The 21,184-nt window shown below is 36.6% G+C and carries 26 protein-coding genes; 7 read left to right on the plus strand and 19 right to left on the minus strand.

The window, feature by feature from the left end:
* Window positions 1-2 precede the first annotated feature (2 nt).
* Complete coding sequence (locus AC19MV_RS16900; RefSeq protein ID WP_498308998.1) at window positions 3-698, minus strand: hypothetical protein; 696 nt, start codon at window positions 696-698, stop codon at window positions 3-5.
* Between the two features lie 73 nt (window positions 699-771).
* Between AC19MV_RS16900 and AC19MV_RS16905 the strand changes: the two genes are divergently transcribed.
* Window positions 772-1,251, plus strand: a complete 480-nt coding sequence (locus AC19MV_RS16905) for a lytic transglycosylase domain-containing protein (RefSeq protein ID WP_498309000.1) — start codon at window positions 772-774, stop codon at window positions 1,249-1,251.
* Window positions 1,248-1,805: a hypothetical protein gene (locus tag AC19MV_RS16910; protein ID WP_498309002.1), complete on the plus strand. Its 558-nt coding sequence runs from the start codon at window positions 1,248-1,250 to the stop codon at window positions 1,803-1,805. Before AC19MV_RS16905 ends, AC19MV_RS16910 begins: the two co-directional genes overlap by 4 nt.
* 295 nt (window positions 1,806-2,100) lie before the next feature.
* Here the strand turns inward: AC19MV_RS16910 and AC19MV_RS16915 are convergent, their stop codons facing one another.
* The 3 genes from AC19MV_RS16915 to AC19MV_RS16925 are packed head-to-tail and all read right to left on the minus strand — an operon-like array spanning window position 2,101 to window position 3,672.
* Window positions 2,101-2,643: a hypothetical protein gene (locus AC19MV_RS16915; protein ID WP_498309004.1), complete on the minus strand. Its 543-nt coding sequence runs from the start codon at window positions 2,641-2,643 to the stop codon at window positions 2,101-2,103.
* Between the two features lies 1 nt (window position 2,644).
* Window positions 2,645-3,100 carry a metal-dependent hydrolase gene (locus AC19MV_RS16920; RefSeq protein WP_498309006.1) on the minus strand — a complete coding sequence of 152 codons (456 nt, stop codon included), beginning with the start codon at window positions 3,098-3,100 and terminating at the stop codon, window positions 2,645-2,647.
* Window positions 3,097-3,672: a hypothetical protein gene (locus AC19MV_RS16925; protein WP_498309008.1), complete on the minus strand. Its 576-nt coding sequence runs from the start codon at window positions 3,670-3,672 to the stop codon at window positions 3,097-3,099. The genes AC19MV_RS16920 and AC19MV_RS16925 overlap by 4 nt, the downstream gene beginning before the upstream one ends.
* A gap of 232 nt (window positions 3,673-3,904) precedes the next feature.
* Here AC19MV_RS16925 and AC19MV_RS16930 point away from each other — a divergent pair, with 232 nt between their 5' ends.
* From AC19MV_RS16930 to AC19MV_RS16950, 5 genes are read left to right on the plus strand one after another with little or no spacing between them, the layout of a single operon-like run.
* Window positions 3,905-4,561 (plus strand): hypothetical protein, encoded by a 657-nt coding sequence (locus tag AC19MV_RS16930; protein WP_498309009.1) that lies wholly within the window; start codon window positions 3,905-3,907, stop codon window positions 4,559-4,561.
* Window positions 4,562-4,612: 51 nt separating this feature from the next.
* Complete coding sequence (locus AC19MV_RS16935; protein ID WP_498309011.1) at window positions 4,613-5,422, plus strand: recombinase RecT; 810 nt, start codon at window positions 4,613-4,615, stop codon at window positions 5,420-5,422.
* Window positions 5,422-6,117: a recombinase RecT gene (locus AC19MV_RS16940; RefSeq protein WP_498309013.1), complete on the plus strand. Its 696-nt coding sequence runs from the start codon at window positions 5,422-5,424 to the stop codon at window positions 6,115-6,117. Before AC19MV_RS16935 ends, AC19MV_RS16940 begins: the two co-directional genes overlap by 1 nt.
* A 12-nt stretch (window positions 6,118-6,129) precedes the next feature.
* Window positions 6,130-6,942, plus strand: a complete 813-nt coding sequence (locus tag AC19MV_RS16945; RefSeq protein WP_498309015.1) for a hypothetical protein — start codon at window positions 6,130-6,132, stop codon at window positions 6,940-6,942.
* Between the two features lie 59 nt (window positions 6,943-7,001).
* Window positions 7,002-7,463, plus strand: a complete 462-nt coding sequence (locus AC19MV_RS16950) for a hypothetical protein (protein WP_498309017.1) — start codon at window positions 7,002-7,004, stop codon at window positions 7,461-7,463.
* 65 nt (window positions 7,464-7,528) lie between these two features.
* On the opposite strand, the gene AC19MV_RS16955 is transcribed toward AC19MV_RS16950, so the two are convergent.
* The 15 genes from AC19MV_RS16955 to AC19MV_RS17025 all read right to left on the minus strand — a co-directional run bounded on the left by AC19MV_RS16955 (window position 7,529) and on the right by AC19MV_RS17025 (window position 21,143).
* Window positions 7,529-8,425 (minus strand): hypothetical protein, encoded by an 897-nt coding sequence (locus AC19MV_RS16955; RefSeq protein WP_498309019.1) that lies wholly within the window; start codon window positions 8,423-8,425, stop codon window positions 7,529-7,531.
* A 13-nt stretch (window positions 8,426-8,438) separates the two neighbouring features.
* Entirely contained in the window at window positions 8,439-9,104 is a 666-nt protein-coding gene (locus AC19MV_RS16960; protein ID WP_498309020.1) for a hypothetical protein, read from the minus strand.
* Window positions 9,105-9,243: 139 nt separating this feature from the next.
* Window positions 9,244-9,750, minus strand: a complete 507-nt coding sequence (locus AC19MV_RS16965; RefSeq protein WP_498309022.1) for a hypothetical protein — start codon at window positions 9,748-9,750, stop codon at window positions 9,244-9,246.
* 84 nt (window positions 9,751-9,834) lie between these two features.
* Complete coding sequence (locus AC19MV_RS16970) at window positions 9,835-10,152, minus strand: hypothetical protein (protein WP_498309024.1); 318 nt, start codon at window positions 10,150-10,152, stop codon at window positions 9,835-9,837.
* Between the two features lie 8 nt (window positions 10,153-10,160).
* Entirely contained in the window at window positions 10,161-10,370 is a 210-nt protein-coding gene (locus AC19MV_RS16975) for a 2Fe-2S iron-sulfur cluster-binding protein (RefSeq protein ID WP_498309026.1), read from the minus strand.
* A gap of 66 nt (window positions 10,371-10,436) precedes the next feature.
* On the minus strand, window positions 10,437-10,850 hold the full coding sequence (locus AC19MV_RS16980; RefSeq protein ID WP_498309028.1) for a hypothetical protein: 414 nt from the start codon (window positions 10,848-10,850) through the stop codon (window positions 10,437-10,439).
* A gap of 315 nt (window positions 10,851-11,165) precedes the next feature.
* Entirely contained in the window at window positions 11,166-11,507 is a 342-nt protein-coding gene (locus AC19MV_RS16985) for a hypothetical protein (protein ID WP_498309030.1), read from the minus strand.
* Window positions 11,508-11,674: 167 nt separating this feature from the next.
* Window positions 11,675-12,799 (minus strand): toprim domain-containing protein, encoded by a 1,125-nt coding sequence (locus AC19MV_RS16990; RefSeq protein WP_498309032.1) that lies wholly within the window; start codon window positions 12,797-12,799, stop codon window positions 11,675-11,677.
* Window positions 12,800-12,882: 83 nt separating this feature from the next.
* Window positions 12,883-13,044, minus strand: a complete 162-nt coding sequence (locus AC19MV_RS16995) for a hypothetical protein (protein ID WP_498309034.1) — start codon at window positions 13,042-13,044, stop codon at window positions 12,883-12,885.
* Between the two features lie 84 nt (window positions 13,045-13,128).
* Window positions 13,129-14,982 carry a VWA domain-containing protein gene (locus AC19MV_RS17000; protein WP_498309036.1) on the minus strand — a complete coding sequence of 618 codons (1,854 nt, stop codon included), beginning with the start codon at window positions 14,980-14,982 and terminating at the stop codon, window positions 13,129-13,131.
* 76 nt (window positions 14,983-15,058) lie between these two features.
* Complete coding sequence (locus AC19MV_RS17005; RefSeq protein WP_498309038.1) at window positions 15,059-16,015, minus strand: AAA family ATPase; 957 nt, start codon at window positions 16,013-16,015, stop codon at window positions 15,059-15,061.
* A gap of 152 nt (window positions 16,016-16,167) precedes the next feature.
* Window positions 16,168-17,328 (minus strand): DUF3150 domain-containing protein, encoded by a 1,161-nt coding sequence (locus AC19MV_RS17010; protein ID WP_498309040.1) that lies wholly within the window; start codon window positions 17,326-17,328, stop codon window positions 16,168-16,170.
* Window positions 17,329-17,426: 98 nt separating this feature from the next.
* Window positions 17,427-17,804: a hypothetical protein gene (locus AC19MV_RS17015; protein ID WP_498309041.1), complete on the minus strand. Its 378-nt coding sequence runs from the start codon at window positions 17,802-17,804 to the stop codon at window positions 17,427-17,429.
* Between the two features lie 443 nt (window positions 17,805-18,247).
* Complete coding sequence (locus AC19MV_RS17020) at window positions 18,248-18,439, minus strand: hypothetical protein (protein ID WP_498309043.1); 192 nt, start codon at window positions 18,437-18,439, stop codon at window positions 18,248-18,250.
* Between the two features lie 934 nt (window positions 18,440-19,373).
* Window positions 19,374-21,143 (minus strand): ATP-dependent helicase, encoded by a 1,770-nt coding sequence (locus AC19MV_RS17025; protein WP_498309044.1) that lies wholly within the window; start codon window positions 21,141-21,143, stop codon window positions 19,374-19,376.
* Window positions 21,144-21,184: the final 41 nt, after the last annotated feature.

Genomic DNA, 21,184 nt, shown 5'->3' on the forward strand with positions numbered 1-21,184 from the left:
TCTCAATTAGCATCACCTTGTATGGGGCCAACATCTTGAACATCTTCAACATCTAGTGCAATTTGCTCAGATTTTTGGAGGTTCGAAGCATTATTAAAACTATCCAAAAACATTTTATAACCCTCATCCTCAGCATCGATTGCAAATCTGACTAGTAGAGGCTGATCTTCCAAAACAGGGAGTGATTGAAATGACGTTGGAGCAACCGTTGAGATCTTAGTTTCACGGCTGTTTTTCGTGCACCAAATTTCTAACTTAGTATGCTTTCCTGATACCGGTCCCGACGGAACATTTAACCTCCCAATCATAGACAACCGGCAATGAGACATATTTAAGGGCTCGAAACTAAAACTAACTCTAAATGAGGTTTCTAAATACTTAAAGGTTGTTACACCATCCAAAAATACCTCTATGGGATTCTCACTTTTGTTATTTGAGGCATATTTAATAAGGTTTTCCTTCATTACACCCATCGGATCATTACTCAAATCACGTTCATACGTCATTTCCTGAGCTTTAATTTCAACCCAATAGATAAACCTTTCTACCGATTCACTTTGCACCGCAAAGTAAAGGGCCGCTATACCTATAACCCCATAAACTGGATCTACTTTAACTCTACCAATATAAATACCTTGTTTTGGCTTAATAAAATCCAAAAACCTTTGTAATTTCTCCTGCTTTAACATTGCTAACATGGGCTTTTTATCCAAAAGGTGTCATAATCAACGATAATAACATAAAACGTTGTAATTGTAATAAGGTGCTCAAATGTTGGACATTTCAGACCATGATATAAGCCGTGGAGAGCCTGTTCGCGAGGCTGTTATAATCCAATGCGCTGAAAGTGCTGCATATCGAAGAAATATTGACCCTGATATCCTTTTATCGATAATACTTGAGGCCGAACGAGGTAATAATGGTTCGGTCGTCAGTAATACAAACGGCAGTTACGATCTAGGTGTTGCACAGGTAAACACAATCCAATTTACCGAGCCATGGTTTCAAAAAATCTATCCTGATTGGAAAGCTGTGGCCAATAATGTTTGTGTTAATATTAGTGCTGCGGCTGACGTTCTAAAACGTAGGATCGATGAGCTATCACCAGGTGAATCAATTTGGAATGCAGTAGGACACTACAATAGTAAAACTAAGCCAATCAAACTGACCTATTTACGTAAAGTTATGAGTGGTTACCGAAAACGAGCCGAAGCTAGAGGTTCAGGTTTTAATGTGGAACAGATTAAATGAATAAATTAATAACCAACACAGATAACAAAGTCGCAAGCATTGTAGACCTGATTGAACAATTAAATCACGACCAGCGTACATTGCTCGCAAAAGAACTAGGGGACTCTGCTAAAAAACTCGAAGATGCGGGTATTGAAAATGTTAGCCAATTACTAGATAAAGCCAATAACTTTACCCAAAGAACGATAGCTAGATTCATCGTAAAAATTATCATGGACCAAATCAACAAAAAGACTCTGACCAAAAAAGAGGCTGTCGCATCTATAAGCAAAATTATCGTCAAAGTCTGTATGTTAATTGCTTCAGATTTACAAGTAACAGTCAAGAGCATCCTGGTTCAACTAAATGAATTGAACAAAATTGAATTATCAAAAAATGAATCATCTAATTTTAAGTATTGGTTTATTGATCAACACGAGAAAATTCACCGATGGAAAGGTATCGGCCTCCCCCCAAAAGGTTTCCATGAGTTGATATTGAGTGAAAATCTTGAAGACTTTAATGTTATTAAAACCCCCAAACCTAAATCATTCAACTTAGTGAAAAAATCATAAATATGGTCAATTACTTATTACTTACGGCCATTATTTCGGTTTCATCACCTACAGAGTTGAACTTACCGTCTAAAAATACGATTGATGCCATTAACAGGAAAGGGTTACAAGCTGTCGAGCGGATGAAGACTCAAACTGAACATTGTGGAGATCCTTTTGTGACTCCACAGATTGTTTGGGGGGTAACTGCGCCCGAGGGCTCGAGGCTGTGTCAGGATATGAGAACGAAAAAATTCAGATTAGCATTCCCCAAACCTCAATTGGTCAATGGGGAATACCTAAATGAGTACATTTTTTAAGTGATAGATTTTAAGTTAATAGATGCCAACAAAACAGAAATAATGGCATTTTCCATTTGCGCCATTGATGCTCCAAAAGAGAATGAAACTTGGGTTTCTACCGTTACCCGACGCTTACCTGAACAGACATAGCGAATTGATTTAGGTACATGGGATTGATAAATTTGCATTTCAGCAGCTTCAAATGTCCTCTGAGTGATAACATTGGATGAGATTATCAGGTCCACGGCCCCATTATCTTCATCCCAATCATCACAATTTAATGCTGATACGCTCAACAAAAAACCATCACACTGTGCATCTATAGTCTGAATTTCCTCAGACTTATCATCAACTTCTACTACTTCACCGGCTACCGCTTCCAGCAAATATTCGACTAAATAATATATGTCGCCAGGCGTGATGTCCGTAAATGATTGTTCACGCAACAATGATACGTGACTACTCCCACCATTTAAACGTTGATGTTGTGGAGTACCCGAAGATTTTACAGTTGGTCTAAAATCTTCCATGCTATAGATTTTTTTGCTGGCGTTCATTTTACGCTCCCTGAAAAATTACTGCTAAAACAACCACCACCGGTATTGCTACATATGGATTTATGTAAAACCTGTAAGGGATTGGCCAAAATGGTTTTATCCCTGCAGGTGTAATTGCATCACCTAATAGATGACTAATATATCCGATTGTAATGGCGTGTATCCATAAATTAGCAAGGTCAAATGTTTTTAGGACATATAAGCTCACCAACACCGCCCAAACCGAATGTGTAATCCCTCTATGACTTAACCAGGACAAAACGGTTGAAACGGGTCTAATTCGACTACCAAACGTTGAATTCGGATGGTCAATATCTGGTAGTAATGCGCCGAATATAGCTACGGGCAATAATATCAGGGTTTGCGCGCTAATAGCTGACTCTAATGAATCGTTAATTACCGCGCTATAACTAAACCAGGACACACAGCCTAGGCCAACGTGCCCTGCGAAATTCAATTCACACCAACTTCTGCAGCACCAAACGTCTCAACATGCATATATTGTGACTCTGCTGCTTTCTGAAAACTCTTATCTTTATTTTCAATCATTTGTTGCTGTATCTCATAAGGCATATGTATTAGCACATAAGACGCATACAAACCGTTCTCGATTCGAAATTCTTGACTAACTATGCGATACCCCAATACATCAGCTCCAGCCACTTTTTTGACAACTGTCTGGTCTGCGGTAGACCGAAAACCACCCGCTGATTGTGACCGGTGCAGCCGTTCCTTTCCCGACACGGCATTATTGATTGTCTTAGCTATTGAATATTCAGCCTGAAAAATAGCCAATTCTCGAGCGTATTGCAGATCACCTGATGAAGCCATGGCTGTTGCATATACCCCAGCAGCATCCGAAATTGGTGGTGTTAAAAACCAATCTGGTACATTGCTAAGAGTTTCAGACATTTGCACTGTCTTATTCTTTACAGACTGTTCCTGTGCCGCAAGATAATCGTCCACAGGACTTGTTGCGCAAGCCGACATCATCAACGACGTTGATAAGAAAAGTAATTTTGTATTCATTTTGTTCTCCAAAATAGGGTTTGAAATACAATTCAAACACACTATTTTTATCGCACAAGGATTTGAATTAATTTTTCTTAATCATTTTTTGGGATTGTATAAGCATACTTAAAATCACGCAACTAATTTTAAATTAATTCTTCTGTTGGATCACTAAATTCGAAAATTCACTTACTTGCACATATAAATTTGTATGTAACAATTTTAGTAAATTATTACTAGGGCTAATAAAATGACTCAAACCATTGATCCAGATGCACATTTAGTAAATGCAACTATCGACGTTCATAACGGCGTTCTGGATAAACAGCTATCATTATCATTACTCAGAATGGAGTTGTGCATAAGAACATTGGGGTTTACACCTGATCTCTTCAAAAAAGATGAACTTTTGAAGATATTTTATCTCACCCACCACCATCATTTATCTTTTGACAAAACCCCGTTGAAAATTGATTTGTTTGTCGTTAAAAAAGAAGAAAAACTGTCTATATGGCCAATCATTGGGTCAAAGGCTCTGGAACACATATTGACTCGAATCATGGGAACCCAAATCCACTTAAAAACTACTATGGCAAAAGTTGATTCAATAATAGTGAATAACGTACCAGAATCGATATGCACAAAATTGATAGATGCAAGTGGAGCAATATCAGAATTATCAAGTTCTAACATCACTGCAACGGCGTCGATTAGTAAAGAGGAAATACAGCAACTCCTATCCAGTATTCATGCCACATCAATGACTGATGAAGAATTTACTGATGCTGTTTGCGCAAAGCGGTTATTAAAATATTTACCATCGAGCAATAACATGCAATTTATAAATCTACAATTTTTACTCGATACTGGCTTTCGCAAAGCACATGGCAGCTTCACTTCCTTGTAGCAAAAATATTTTATGAGACTATCAACATCTTAATTTTCAGTGGGGTTACAGATGTCAATTACTAAACAGAAATGGAAAGCTCTTACTGGAATCGGTGGAGTAGCGTTGATTATGAACGATGAAAAACAATCGATATTAGACTGTTTCGACGCTGCAGGTTTTACCCTTACTGTATCTAAACCATTAGTCGATTACTGTTTAACATATGCAGCTGTAACTGGCTTAACCTGGTCGGCAACAAGCAACTATCTTTACCCCACTATTGACCGTGAAAGTGGCCTTGTATATGTAGCACACACTTATCGTGCTGATTGCCAGCTGGCCTATACAAAAGGTGGCTTAGTTCAATTGCAGGCATGGTCCATCCGCGAAGGTGATGAGGTTTTAATAGCAGCTGGTGACAACGTACCTCCCAGCATCAAGCAGTCTTCGTTATCACCGAACAGGGGGGCGATTAAGGGCGGGGTTGCATCTGGTGCTTTAAAGTGTGGGATGGTTGTTAATGCCTTTGTAAAAAAAGAAGACATTTTGAAAGCCATCGCAAACGGAACTGAGGCTTGGAATACGGTCTTTATTGATGAAATGATTAAGAAAACAGCTATCTGGCAAATTTTAAATAACATTCCTAACTTAAAGCGGGAGTTAAGCATTAACGTAGATAAATATTGCAGCCCACTCTACCCTAAGAAAAATAATATTAAGATTAGACAAACACGCATTTCAACTGAATACGCCAGTTCTATCGGTGAGTCTGTGGCACAGGTTCGAGTCAATGCAGCTATGACCAAAAATCTGAAAAAATACCAAAGTACGGGGTTAGTGTACCAAACCCCTACTTTATTAAAGTTTGTGGAGGTCTAATGTCAAATAATCTTCAATCTGACCTCAATGTTACAATTAAAAATTTTATTGAGGCATTTACTAAAAATAATCAAGAGGCGCTAAATCAGCTTAGCGATAATAGCTTTAATGTGGCATGTGAATTAGATTACTTAACTTCCCATATATTTTGTAAATTAGATGATGATTTTTTTAAAAAAAACCGAATCAGTAACTCATCTATAATCCAAACCTTGAGGGATCTAAAAAACAGTAACATCAGCTTAAACCCTAGAACTAGACAGTCTACTGTCATGATAACGTGCAACATGAAGACGGGCCTATTCGAAATCAATCTATATCCGACATACATTGGATTACGTGATATCGCAGTTGGTAAAGGTGTTATTGTGAATGCAGTAGCTTCTTTGGTGTATTCTGATGATACGTTTGTTTGGCATGGCAACTCTGAAGCCCCAGTACATACGTATGACCCGTTTGCGGCAAATAGGGGGGAGTTGAGAGGGGGTATTTGTAGAGCAACACTACCTAATGGTGAGTTAATCGTCTCTGCTATTAATCGAGACGAATTAGAAAAATCGTTTCGGCTTGCTCAAAGCTCTGAATCGAAATTACTCTGGAAAGAAAGGACCGACCAAATGTTGTTAGCAAAAATATTGAGATTTGCCAGCTGCGATTGGCCCAACAACAAGCCTATCTTCGAACATCTGAATTAAAATGTAGGCCGTATGGAATCAAAATTTTATAATTTCTTACATGCCATTACCAAGGCAAAAGAGAAGCCAATCTTTAGCGTTAACTTTTTGTGCCAGGATTTATTAAGTGGTCAACTTTCCACATCTAAGATGCATGGGTATTACAACATTAAGGTTGAACACCCTACCCTAAATAAATCCTATATTATTCTTAACCGTAAAGATTACAACCGGAAATTAATATGGTTATTGAGGAGGGTAAAATCTCTTGGGCCAGATGATGTTGGCTATATAGAAATAGAGCATCATACAATAAATGAAAGCGAAACAATTTATGGGTTACCGAAGCGCTTCCCTGTTGAGGGTAATACCAAATTACTAAAAGGGGGTCTGACCCTGCCATTAACCTTAAATTTTGACGGTCATGAAGTAACAGCAAGCTCAGAGTATAATTGTGAGACAATTACAATGTCCGTTCACCAATTATATATGTTAGTCATTAACAATTACATTGGACGACATGAATTTGAGCAGGTTCAAGAAGACTTGGTGTTGGTTGAAGAGGTAGAACCGGACAATTTGGATGTACTACAAACAGAAATCCCCATAAATATGTTAGTGAATAACAAACCTTTTCTGTATGTACCTAAAAAGCCTCAAATATTCACGGTAACACAGATTACTGATAAAATTACTGGATTTATCATAGTTGAGGCTGAGAAGGTATTTATCGAATTACCTAAACTATTTATTACACCGGCATTACAAACGCTGACCCAACTTTGGGTGATATGTGAAGGTGATGAACCTCGGATTTTAAAAATATTAAAGGAAGTAAACGAATGATATCCACCCCAGTAATAATTTTGTTATCGGGAGTAATCGGGTGCTTGTTAGGTATATTTATGGTAAGTGCTAGCTCTAGAAAAGTAGTACAAGTGGATTTGAGCAACAATGTTAACCAGGTTAGTGATGATACGAACGAACAGCGTGAGGAACGCCTTGTTGCTAACCCCGTCATTGGAAACAATAACCATTTAAGATTATTTTTAGCCTTAAACAAACAGTATTTTGACACTTACACCTGGAACGTGTACCTATCTAGCAAACATATTGACAAAGCATTACCTGAGGTGACTATACCTTTCACTTTAATGAATGCGGAAACGACAGATCCATTGCTTTGCATCATCTTTACTCAACAATCAGTTTTTAATGATCCCGAAGCATTAGCAATTATCAATCTTAGAAATGGATTGAATGAGTTGGGGGTAAAGAGTGTTTTAGTTCCTAACACATCAAGTATTAATCCCGCCGATGTTATAGAAGAGATTGATGAAATCCTTTTCGGTAGAACAATTTTTTAGCAAAAAAAAAACCAATCTTTAATGTAAAACCTCAAGGTTTTTTGTTAAAGATTGGTTAATTAATTTTAATAACGATTAAGTGTATATACACCCGAATCCGTTAAGAACTCAAAATGTTCACTTTTTAACATTGTTTCTATACGAGCCTGCCAGTTAACATTCAAAAAACTATCAATATCAATCATCATCCCAAATTCAGATAAAATTGAGTTGAGATCCCAATGTGATTGTTGCTGAAACATTCTTCTCAACGTAGTCATCCATGTGGCATCAAGTAAAGCTATTGCTTTCTGTTCTGCTTGTTTAACTGCAAAGTAAGATGAATGATCAGTTTTCTTGAATACAAGAAGCTTTTCATGTGAAATCCTTATTAGACGTTGATTACTGTATTTTTTACGATCAGAAACACAGTTATGTTGCGTCTTAATAATTTCTTCACACAATTTTCCTGGAGACAAACGTTCAACTAATGAACTCAAATTTCGATATGAGCCATTTTTACGTTGATTTCCACATAATATCGCATAGTAACCCCCTACTTTTGTTGCATCATGAATATTCGCTATCGCGAGCATCAAAGCATCAACAAAACTCTTAAGTGACATTTGTGATAAATCATGTGGATGAGCTATATCTCCCCACTGGTTTGCACTGTACTTAATCATATCTGCATAGGGTGGATGATAAAAAATCAAATCAGCTAAACCTCCGGCCGTTTGAGCTAAATCATCGACTAGAAGGTTAAAACCACTATGTAAATCGAAGCCTTTAAAATTGACATTAAGAGACTTAGCTACATCCGTTGAAGTACCTCCACCAACACTAGGGTCTATAAATAAACCACCTGCAGGTAGGTATGAACCGATTAGATCCTTAACGATATAACCTGAACAGTTTCCACGGTATTGATTATTACCGAAGGGACCCCGAGAAGGATAAGAACATACTGAATTTGTGAACATTCGATTACTCCAATTAGTAGTCAAAACGAGACGAAAAAAACGGTACATAAAAATTCACACCGTCAATTAATGCCTGAGTCGCATCACAAATACATTTCAGCTTAGCTCTTAACCCCTCGGTGTTGAAAGCTGAAAAATCAACTTTAATGCGTTTAAATTCATTGAATTGTTCAATTAAATTTAGATATTTAGCATAATGTTGATCTTCTAAAACCTCACTTTCAAAACCAACCTTACCTTGTGCTATAACAGCATAAAGCGAGAGCTCTAAGTCAGTAATAGTGGCCAAATCAAGATACGAAATAAATTGTGGTTTCAATTGAGAAATAACATTTAACCCAATATCGTCATTAATTTCTATAACTTGTCCAACATAGATATCATCAAGCTTGGATGATAAATTGTCTCTTAAGACCTCATTAAGGCCATCAAAAATTGAAGTGTAAATGTAATTACTAAACTTCTCTTTCTGGTATGCAATCACTGCTGGAGTATCATCTTCAATCATATGAACACCAAGCCGAGTAGAGCTTAAAGATCTTTCAAACTCACCTTCATAACAACCGATTGAGAACTTAACATGCTGGACAACCTCGTTGTAAATACAGATTGTTATAGCATCCTCATAGTCCGAATCAGTGTTTACTGTAGTTGAGATAGATAGAATAGTTAATAACATAGCGTGAACTCCAAAATAAAATGGGGCAACGCTAACCCTTGGGGGTAGTGTTACCCCCAAGGGTATGAATAGATTAAGTGAAAAATAAACAAGAACCCAAATTGTGACAAATTGTCCAAAAGGGTAATTAATATTTTTATTAAAAACGTGAGATTACTTGGTTTGTAAAATCGGCCATCAGATGATTTTTTGTTTGAACAAACCAATCGTACCAGCCTGTGAAATCATCGGGATAGAGATTGTTATTAACTAATCCAGATGAATTTAGGCGTGGAGTGCTAAATAATTCGATTACTTTTAATCTAAGCATGTCATTACCTTTATAAGCACTTACACGAAAAGGTAACTCCATTATTAATTCCACGGCTTTGTCAGCTTCAATTTGAACAAGCTTACCGCAGTTATCAATAATAAAAAACTGATGACATCCACGATTAGCATAATAAGTTACATGAGTTGGTGAAAAACCTTTTTTCAAAGGAACCAACATAGTGCTAAACTTACTAACGATCCAAATAAAACTACAACCTTCAAATTCCCTCATTAAAATTTCATCTTGCTCTAAGTGAAATGGAGTAATAGAAGTATCTTTGTTGCTTTGAATAACAGTAGCCATGGCTTTTTTAACTAATTGAATATTAAACATAGTAGAACTCCAAAAGTAAAATAAACAAAGAGCCAAAACATTCCCTAAGGGGATGTAATGGCCCCTTAAGGATAAAAAAATTAATTAATTTAATGTTGAACGTTTTTTCTTAATTCGAGATAAAGAAAACTTACCGCTCCAACTTAAATTTGTTTCGATTGATACAGATTGTCTAATAATATTTCTATTAGATTTTCCAGTATTTTCTAAGTGCTCGCGGCAATGAAAAGACTCTACAGTTAATAAAAACTCTAAATCATTCATTGCGTCTTTCAAGTTAGTTTCTAATTTCTTTTTATTTATCAACCTTACGCCGAGCCAGTATGAAACTAGAGACGGTATAGCGGAAGCAATGACGATTGAAAAGGCTTTAATCAGTTCTACCAATACATTTTGTTCCATGACTACCTCTAATATTCTATGATAACTGTTGACGTAGCAGATGATATACAGGGTAAAATTTCATTAGTATTTAACTCACAAATTGGTTGCTGAGAGGTACTAATGCTTCCTGAAACTAAACTACATTTACATTGACCACAAAAACCGCTCCGACATTCGTAGTGATGATTAGGTAAGAAATCTATTAACGCTATACCGGAAGGTACAATAACTTTCATGACAAACTCCAAATGTAAAATTAAAGAGCCGCATGATCCCAAAATGGAATGTTAGGCCCAAATTGGTTAGAAAAATCGATTCGTTGAAGATAGGTTTTTGGTTTCCCAAGTAATAACTTCAAATGAATTTGTATCATGTTTTAACGGTTTAGTAAGTGTATTTCTTATGCAGAAATCGATTAAATCATGTTGATCTAAATCTAATTCACATTTAAACACACGTTTACTCGAAATAAAGTCTCCCCAAGAAAGCATAGCTTCTAACCAAATATCTTCATCCGTTTGGTTTGAATCTAAATCTAACTCTTCTCGGGATAACTCATTTACTTCATTAGACAAATCATTAATATCAAACAACGTTAATACATAATGATTAGTACAGCCTTTAGATAATGGGGTAAAACCTATGCCAGTTAATGCTAACGCATATTTTCTACCATATTCATTTCCCCAAGAATCTAAAATTTTTGTATTACTCATAAATAGCCCTTAAATAAATTTAAATAACAATTAAAATTAAAGGGCTATACCGAAAAGGGTATTTCCCTTTAAGGAATTAAAATCATAACGTTGATAATGGTCGAATCGTTACGCGATTAAGCGCCCAGAATGTCATAACATGTGTTATCGAGCTTTAATAAATTATTAAAGCCTGGGGTTCATCTAAAATATTGACTGAAGGAAATGCCATATGGCAAGGATCAGTGATTCAATAAGATAGATGGTGGAGAAGCTTTTCATCTAAACCTGCTCGCAAACAGGCTTAGATGGAAGCCTCGTTTTGAGGCGTTCCTACTATAGTCCGTCAAACTCTACGACTACTTGGTATGACGTTAACCTCGGGGTTTTCGTGACGACATATCCCAAAGCACCAATGACTTTACCACCTAACAAATAGGCTTCACCTAGATCATCTTCAAGCAAAGACCATATGTTTTGCACGGGTGAAGTGTTTACCAAGTTCGCGTGTTCACTAAATAAATAATCCTTATCATCAATAACTAAACCATAATCAAAACTACTTTCATTTTGTATCGGCTTAAATCGAGTTAAAAAATAATCTTCATCTAATAGAGATTGAGGAATTGCTTGAACATGGTCCAAGCAAATTTGGTTGTGCGTACCTTCATAAAACATATTTATTGCTCCTTTCAGAGCAAGAAGGTTCGCCCAAGAGGGACAAAGCCCCCTTGCAGTAGTTACTTGTGAATGTTTATCAACAAATAATCCTTAGATCATTTATTGATAAACACTCACAAGATAAAAAATGTGCCTAAGCACATTTTTTACTCTTATGGTATTTTTCATTTTCTTACATCGATAGCAGCTGAAGCTTTAAAACGAAAAGCTTTAGTACCAAGCTCATTAAGCACATCTAACCAATCAACACCCTTAGCACCTTCAGCAATCTCAAGTGGTGGCGTTAAAACCTCACAATCGATTCCATCACTGATAAGTCGTTTCATTAGTTTCATTGCACTATCTTCACCAGGCTTAACTCCATGCTGATTTGGTCTATCTTTATCTGCATAGATTTTTACTTGGGTAATGCCTTTTGGAATTACAACTTGCTCTAGCAATGTATTGCTATAACAAGCCCAAGTAGGTAACCCAGTTGCTTCTCTAACAGCTAATGCAGTTTCGACACCTTCAGCAAGAGCTAAACATCCATATTCACCGGCTTCATCTTGAAAGATTTGCGGTTCATCCAGACGTATTGCCCCACCTCTCATATCACCTAACGGTGACATGATTTTCTTTGAAACTTCAACAGGCGCTTTACCTTCACCATTATGATTAAGGTAGATCCGATGAAGTGATATGGGCTTACCAACAGAGTCATGAAATATCGGCAACATTGCTGGCCAATAAGTTCTAACTGAGGGCGTGTCCTTACCTAGATATTCAATATGAAGTGTTTTACTTACCCCTCTTATTGAAACCGGTAATAACTCAGGGTTTAGACCTCTAAATGCTAGATATCTACAAACCTCAGGGCTATTGCTTGCTTCAACCGATGCTTTATACATATTACGTAAAAAGCTTTTTCGCTTAGCTAATTCATCTGGCTCAAGTGAAAAATCACGTTTTTTAGGTTTTGTGTCTACTTGTACATTTGATACTTGCTTCCAACTACCACAGTAAATTTCAACAACTTTATCTACTGCTTGCATCTTTGTTAGACCATAAATGTAAGCAACTACATCTATAGCATCCATGTACCCAATCCCATTTAAATAACAATCCCCATTACGCTTGTTAATCCTAAACACAGTAGAACCATCACCAGTTACTGGGTCCGGTACTTGCGAAGGCATAGCGCTAAGGGCTTCTCTCATATTTGGAATTCGCTCATATAGAACGAAAGGGTCAACCATATTTTTTACTGCAATAATTTTATCTGAAGCACTCATATCACGTAAGTTCATATCATTTCCTTTTACATTAATAGGGGATCATCAAAGAACCCGAAGAGATCCTTTGAAGATCCCCCACAAAGTCCTTCTTCAACCTAATGAGTTAAAAAAGATGTAGATGTACGAGGTATACGAATATAAGTGCCCGATAAAAAACGGGGCTCAGCATTTGGGCAAACCAAATACTTAACAGTAATAACAGTGTTATCTTCTAAAACTTTTATTACTTCTTTAATTTCAAACGTTGCATTAGTCATAACTCACTCCAAAATAAAAAAAAAGGAGTTACAACAGCCCCATAAGGAGTGTAGTAACTCCCTAAAGGGTTTAAATATATTCAATTACATAAACTGCTTTAATTGCTCTCTAAAATGTTTAGGTAGCTCAGCAGCATTATTAATCTGTATTTGTTTAACTTTCTCAAAACCATGCATTATTTGCACTTGAATACCAATTGGTATCACATGCACATTCATTGCGTCAGCTATATCAAGAGCTTGTTCAATAGACTGAGGATTTGAATCACCATCAGTTATCACAAATAACACTCTTTTCTCGGCTTTACGTGCGTAAAGTCGATTTAGTGCAGTTATCATTGATGTACCAGTATGCGTCCCACCAAGTAACGGCCACTTAAAGTTTGCCTGAGAAGCAGTTTGATCAAATGTTTTTGCTGATTGAATAACACCTCTCGAACCATAAATTAACAATTCTGTTGAAATGCCAACGATATGAGACAAAGCATTAATCAAACCATAACTCGCCGTTGCAGCATTTATAGCTTTGATTCCTTCCATTGAATTAGACATATCAGTAAGTATAGAAACCGCTAAGTTGGGCTTTTTTCGACGAGCTTCAGTTTTAAAAACCTGACGTTCACCTAATGAAGCAGCTATTAACGAATCACAATCAATGCTATCACCAAACTCATGCATCCCAACCATTACGCGATTGCGTTGTTGTTGAATTGCTCTAAGCGGTGCTTTCAAACCCATTGTGATATTTCTACCATACTGTGGAACGACTAATGACAAATTAGTTGGAACAACACTAATGACATCTGAACTATCCCAAGAATTGAGCATTTTGATAACGTTTAGATCAGGTATTGATTTATCCGTATTGTCCAATAATTTACCAAGGTCAAAATCTCTATCTTTAAAATCTAATGATGGAGCTGTATTAGAAAATTTATAGCTAGACATCTGCCCTTGATTACTTGAGTTACTAGTTGCATCAGAATCACCAGACTTATCAGAACTATCCGAATCACCTGACTCATCAGAACTATCCGAATCACCAGACTCATTAGAACTATCCGAATCACCTGACTCATCAGAACTATCCGAATCACCTGACTCATTAGAACTATCCGAATCACCTGACTCATCAGAACTATCCGAATCACCTGACTCATCAGAACTATCCGAATCAACAGAACTATCCGAATCAACAGAATCATCAGAGCTATCCGAATCACCAGAATCATCAGAGCTATCCGAATCACCTGAATCATCAGAACTATTCGAATCACCTGAATCATCAGAACTATCCGAATCACTCGATTCATCAGAACTATCCGATTCATCAGACTCATCTTGATCATCTAATTGTTCTAAATCGATTAAAAACCGTTTAGCTAGAGCAAGCGTTTCTTGTGAATCTATACAAGAAACAGCATCATCTGCATATCGCTGACACAAAATAGAAATCTTCTGTGTCACAAATGTAGAGACATTCTTCAATGCATAATGAACCACATGACCAACATTTTTTAAGCCTATTAATAATGTGTATAGGTAAATATCACCGATATCGCCATTAGGTTTCATAGTCTCAAAATACTGAATCAAATCTTTATAACCTTTCTTGTAGATATAAAAACCGCCTTCATAATGATCCTGAACTAGCTTATCTATTCTAATATCTTCTAAAACGTTAAAAGCTTGTAGTAATTTTGGCGGTATATCATTGAATGCCAAAAGAGAAAAGTTAGTGTACTTAAGGTGTGCATGTTCATGTATAAACGAACCAAACATCCTTTCAGGTGTACCAACTTTAATCGTAATAGTCTTACCATTAGTGCAGCTCGTAGTAGATGAATAATAAATTTTAATATCTTCTCTTTTATGAGCTAGGCACCGCTGAATTACTTGCATACTCCCTAAAAAGGCAGTCATTTGTTTCTTGTTCATAACTCACTCCAAAACTAAAAAAGGAGCCATGAAAACCCCTAAAGGAGTTTTGATAACTCCCTAAGGGATAAATAAATTAAAAAGCAGATTGCGACCATTGTTCACCAAATGCCAACTCAGCTAATAAAGTGAATGTTTGCTTATCCTCATCCTCACAGGCATTAAGGAAAACAAAATCAAATACTTCGGCTAAAGTTGAATCAGTTAACAAGGATTGCATGCGAACCCAATCAACCATGATGCGCGTAGAAAGTGCAGAGAAAACTCTATGTTCACTAGCATCATCAGCATCTAAAGCGTTGCGACAATGTTCAGCAAAACGAGCCATCATTCTAAGCACTTTCGGTTTCATCTTCGGAGCTTCTGCAGACAAAATCTCAAATTCAACTTCAGGAGCTGGATATTTTGATTTTAACCACATAAAACGTCGTCTGACTGCTTCATCTAATGAATTAGTTGACTGATAGCGACCAGTTAAATCTCCACAACCGTTCGTTTGACAAGTAGCGACCAAACGGAAAAATGGATGTGGAGTTATAACGCGACCTTGCTTTTCTAAAGGCAGACCCTTGTTTTCCATTAAAGGATGTAAAGCTGCCAAAAAATCTAAAGACCCTTTATCCATTTCATCAAGTACCAACATAGCCCCAATCTCAGCAGCTTGCGCAGCAGCTGATAATTCGTGATGAGTATTCCCATTACGCATGACTAATCCTGATTTAACAGACTCCGGTTTGAGTGATTCACTTACAGAAACAATAACCATAGGCCAATTTAGTTTGTCGCAAATGTACGTCCAAAACTCAGTTTTACCTGTACCAGTTTCTCCAAATAAAGAAAAACTTGTATTACGTTTAGGGGCAAACATCCAGGTTAAGGCGATGTTTAACATTTTAGGACATGGCTTATAATTTTTGTTACATGTTGGAACCAAAGGGCTACGATTTACTAGTCTTGCAACTTTTCTCCCTTCAAAACCTAAACCAGGAAAAACTAAATCACCAGCTACCAACTCAATATTTACAGTTTGCATAAGAACTCCAAAAGGCTTGTCCAGGGCCAAAATTTAATAGAACACACAGGACAGTCTTCTGGAATTCAGAAGGTGTGTTCAAAGAATTAACCTTCTGATAAATTTCTACCTAATGGCAAAAAATTTACCAGAAGGGGTATAAATGTATTTAACTAACTAAAAAATGCACTAAACATATCAAGTTCTTGATCAGATATGGCTATAGGCTTTTGTTTAGCTGGTTCATCGTCATCAATTGAAGATGTTGGTTCCGGTTGAGTGTGTACAACAGTGTCAACTTGAGCATCATCAATAACATCAACTTTAGAAACATGTGCAACTGTAGTGTCTGAGACAGTATCGGTTGGAGTTTCATCAATTTTGTTATCATTGCGCATCTGGTGTAATGAATTAATTAAATCTTCATCATCAGCAACTTCAACAACGGGCCGAGGCATTAATATAGATTCGAGATCTAGATTGTTAATGTCATTAGCGGCAATTTTTAATCTCTTTTCATCGGTGAACATGCCAAGGGCTAACATAAGCATTGCTTTTTCACTCGTTTCTAACTTCGAACCTTCCAAAGGTAAACGTTTGATAATTGCATCAACTAAACCCACAGTGCCATCCCAAATAGAATCAGTAAAAGCGAAGGTATTTGCCTTTTCTTTTATTTGTTCTAAATTTTTGCGGATGGTAGCTATACGAACAGTTTCTTGCTTAGTTAAAGATTGGAGCGTTGTTTCAGCGAGTTTTTTAAATTGTGAAAATAAACCAAAGCTAATAGCAGAACCAATTTCTTCAACTTCATCATCATCACGCAACGTAATAGCAAGCATTGGCGAAAGTTTCATATAAAACTTAGAACGCACTACGCTTGAATCAGGAGCATCATTTCGGATAAAGTCAGCAATGTCAGGATATTCAGCACATTGTTGTTCAAGAAGAGTTCTGTAAGCAGCAACAAAGTTTTGGCTTTCTAGGTCATAACTTTGTTTAATGGTTAAAAATTCAGCTTTGAGTTCAGATATAGAATGTTTAGGCACAAGCCATCCACCCCAAATAGGAACACCAATATCATCAAATACACGTTTTGCGCGCATATAATGTTTCTGAACAAATGAAATATTTTTACTATCAACGAGCTTTTTACGTGGAGACTCAGTAACTGAGGATACGTTAATGCCGTTCAAACTAAATACTTCTGAATCTTTTGCTGTTTTTTTACCACTAAATGATGAAAAATCTAGGGTTAAATAATAACAAGACTCGCCGTATTTAATTTTAGTTTGTGTTACTTCATGCTCAGTTTTGTTTCTTAAAATAGTCATAACGAACTCCAAAAAATTAATAAAATTAATTTAAAAATTAAAAGAGAGTTACAACTATCCCTAATGGGAGTAGAAATAACTCCCGAAAGGGTAAAATATTAGTCACCGAAGTTAAATGCAAAATGAATAAATCCATTTACATTATCTTCAAGTGGTTTTAAAACTTTATGTTTAGTAAAACCACGACGAACTTTTTTTGGTTTTGGCTCATAAAGTCGAATTGCATTTTCACGAATAAATTCTCCATCTAGACCAGCAAATTTAGCAACGAGAATAAACTCAGGGCTATTTAACCAATCAAGAATATCAAGAGAATCAACGCAGTCTTCAGAAAGTAGTGTTAAATTAAAGACGATGAATCGGTCCCAAAAAGCAATCAATTCTTCATCTGTCCAGCCTTCAATTGGGTTTATACCGAGTTGTTGGTAGGTTTTATCACGTTTCTTTCTAATAGGTTTATCAATAAAATCAGTCATAACAAACTCCAAAAATTAATTAAATTAATTAAATAATCAAAACCTGAAGATGATATGACTCCGTGAAGAGAGTAATATCCCTTCAGGGAAAATCTACATAACGTTGTAGTTGTCGGCCAGAGGCAAGATGAACAGTTAATTGCATACGCAAAAATAAATACCTGAGGTATTTCTGTTCAATGATTCCCATAAATTATTTATTAAAATACAAAAAGATTAAAATCTTTAAGTAAATTAGTTTTTGCATAGGCAAAAGTATAAAAAATTTAACGGGAGGGTGGAAATCTGTTGTGCAATAACAAAAAACTCTTTATTAAAAGCTCTTTGTTAATGGTTGTACCCCACAAGACCTGGGGTACAACGAAGGTTATGAAACATAACACCAGTCTTTGAATCTTCGAAAACATGGATTTATAGTGCGGCAACACCGCTTGGTCTTGAATTCAAATTACCGCGATTGATTCACCCGCGACAATATGCTTGTTGACTACTGCCCAGTTAGTAACACACTCAGCAAGCTCGCCATCATCTATCCAGCTAGTGTTAGATAGTTCTACCTTTGCAGTAGAACCATCATTAAACACTATCTTATTTATTTCTCGGCTAAATATGCCTCTTAACTGTTCTACATACATGTTGTTACTCCTAATATTTTGGGCTACTCCTAATTGCCACTTTAATAAATGACTATTAGTGAGTAACCCAAATAAAAACAACAACAACTAAAATAATTAGAGGATACAGTAAATAGAAAAGCTGAGCAGCAAACTGAGAGTTTGAAGCTCAACTTTATAATTTAAATAAACCTATTACTTACAGTTAATAATTAAATATACGTTGTAAGAGGATGTGATCAATAGAATTAAGGCCGATAATAATAAAACACTTATGGTAAACATTAGATAATCCAAAAGTGAGTTAAAATAGGCTTAACAGCTAAAGTATAAAAACCTAAACCAACAACAGTACATGCTAATAAAACTAGTAATAAAACACTCATAACGAACTCCAAAAAAAAGAGAGTTATAAGCATCCATAAAGGAGTGTTTATAACTCCCTTAAGGGTTTAAATAAGCAAAGCTCAAGGTGAACAATGCAATTAATCTGATAGACAATCAGTAAGGTATATCAATGATATGTGCCGAATATATCAATAAAATCATCCATATGGACGACCCGAAAAACCCACCTATAATACAAAATCACATGCGTAATATGTAAAATCTCAAAGAGAAGATTTCTAAATACTTAGAAAAATTAGGTTGCTTGAAAGGCGTGGGTGGAGAGGGTTAGGTGACAAACTATCTGTCATGCTTAATGCACTCGAAAAAACATTAAGCGTGTCAGACAAATTTGAAGTAATAGCTGGCCGAGCCGGTTACAACTTATCACCTGGCTCAGTGGTGGTAAGTGTGGCAAGTTTAGAGTTCAACTTGCTAGCCTAGGATTTTTCTCAGAATATCAAATGGCAAATTTGATATTGTTATAGAGCCTTTTGGCTCCATAAGTGAAGTGTGAGTTAATGTGATTAACTCACTATGTATAAGGATACTTAAATTTACACAAACGTCAAGATGCGTTTTCATCTTCTGATGTAGTTGAAATTGTATTTTCAACAAACTCTAATCCAGCCTCATGGACAAATCTGCTTAACTCTTTTTCACTGCTATATGAGACAACCAGCTCACTAATGGCCCTAGTCATAGCGACATAAAACAACCTACGCTCTTCATCTAAACCACCAGCAGAATCACCCTCTAACGTTGCTTTAGACGGACATGTACCCTCATTACCACCAACGATCCATACTCTATTAAACTGAAGCCCTTTGGATGAATGCATTGTCGCTAACGTTAGAACATCCTCACCAGCTTGCTTATCTTTTTTCTTAACACTAGATCGTTCAACTAAATATTTAATATTATTTTCAAATGTTCCCTGCATCTTTAGTAAAATGTCACTTACTGACCTAATTACCCGCTGGTCTGCCTTTGATGTTCTTACACTAGTGCAGAGCTCTATCATCATTCTCAGTCTTAGTGACACTTCATTTTTATCGATTGTTGGAGTTTGCCATTTCTCCCACATCCCATGATATTGCTTAATTTGATTAGACCAGTTGTCATCTGAAGTGTAAGACATGTCACCAAACGAAATACGCCTTTTATTAAGCTGTTCAACAATAACTAAAATATTTTGTTCACTCTCATGAAGAAAACCTAAAACTTCAGAAAGGATCTGCGAAGCCTTTGGTTCTAGCATTACATACATACACTTTACGAACATTAAAGCCGCAGGGTTATCCCAGAAACCTTTACCTCCCAACCGTTGATAATCGATGCCATGACTTTTGACGATTGTTTCTATTAGATCTAACTGTAAATTACTTCTGGCTAATACGGCCCACTCACTCGGTTGTTTGGAGATAAATTCAAATGCGGTATCAGCCTCACCGACTTTACCACTGTCGATATACCAAGCCTTACCCTCTACAGGAGCGCTTGAAACCATTGGTTTATCAACACGGTCATTATTGTGTTTTATTAGCTGCCCAGCTCGCTCCAAGATCTTGGGACCACACCGGAAGCACTCACTTAAAATATAGGCAACTGCATCAAAGTCCCGTTGAAAATCTAGCATGTTTTGATAACCAGCCGCACCACGCCAACTATAAATAGCTTGATCATCATCCCCAACCACTATTAACTTCTTCCCCCTAACGCCGTGTTCATACAACCAATTATATTGAAGTTTGTCGGTATCCTGGAATTCATCGACTAAAATATGAGATTCACTAACTGGCGGTATTAAATCTTGTGAAAGGTTTACATATACTTTTTTGCAAACCATGTTGAAATCCACGCGCTTTGCCGATTTTAATATTGAAATGTATCGCTCATACAATTCGTAATCAAAGCCCGCAACAGGTGATGAAGACATTTGACGACCATAAAACTCTATGGACTCCATTGCTTCTGCATGTTCACCGCTAAACTGTTCTTCACGCATTGCTCGCTCCACAAAGAAATATTGGTCTACCCCAATAGCCAGTTTTTCTTTATTGTGAAGCTTATACATTTGCCAAGCTACAGAATGAAATGTTTGGACTCGAACTCGAGCCCTTTGAAAGCTAGTTAACTTCTCAAACAATCTATGCCTAAGCTCTTTTGTCGCAGCATCAGTAAAGGTGATTAGTAAAACGCTATATGCCGGAGATTTATTCAATAGACGCAGAGTGAGCTCAATCAACGTAAAACTTTTCCCACTCCCAGGCAAGGCACAGGTTAACGTATGCTCATCAGTATTTGCGACACTATCTTGATCCTTGGTAATTCCCACACAAACCTCAACTCTTACAGTATAACAATTTGCGTTGATTA

The sequence above is a fragment of the Shewanella sp. MF05913 genome, from assembly GCF_059758095.1.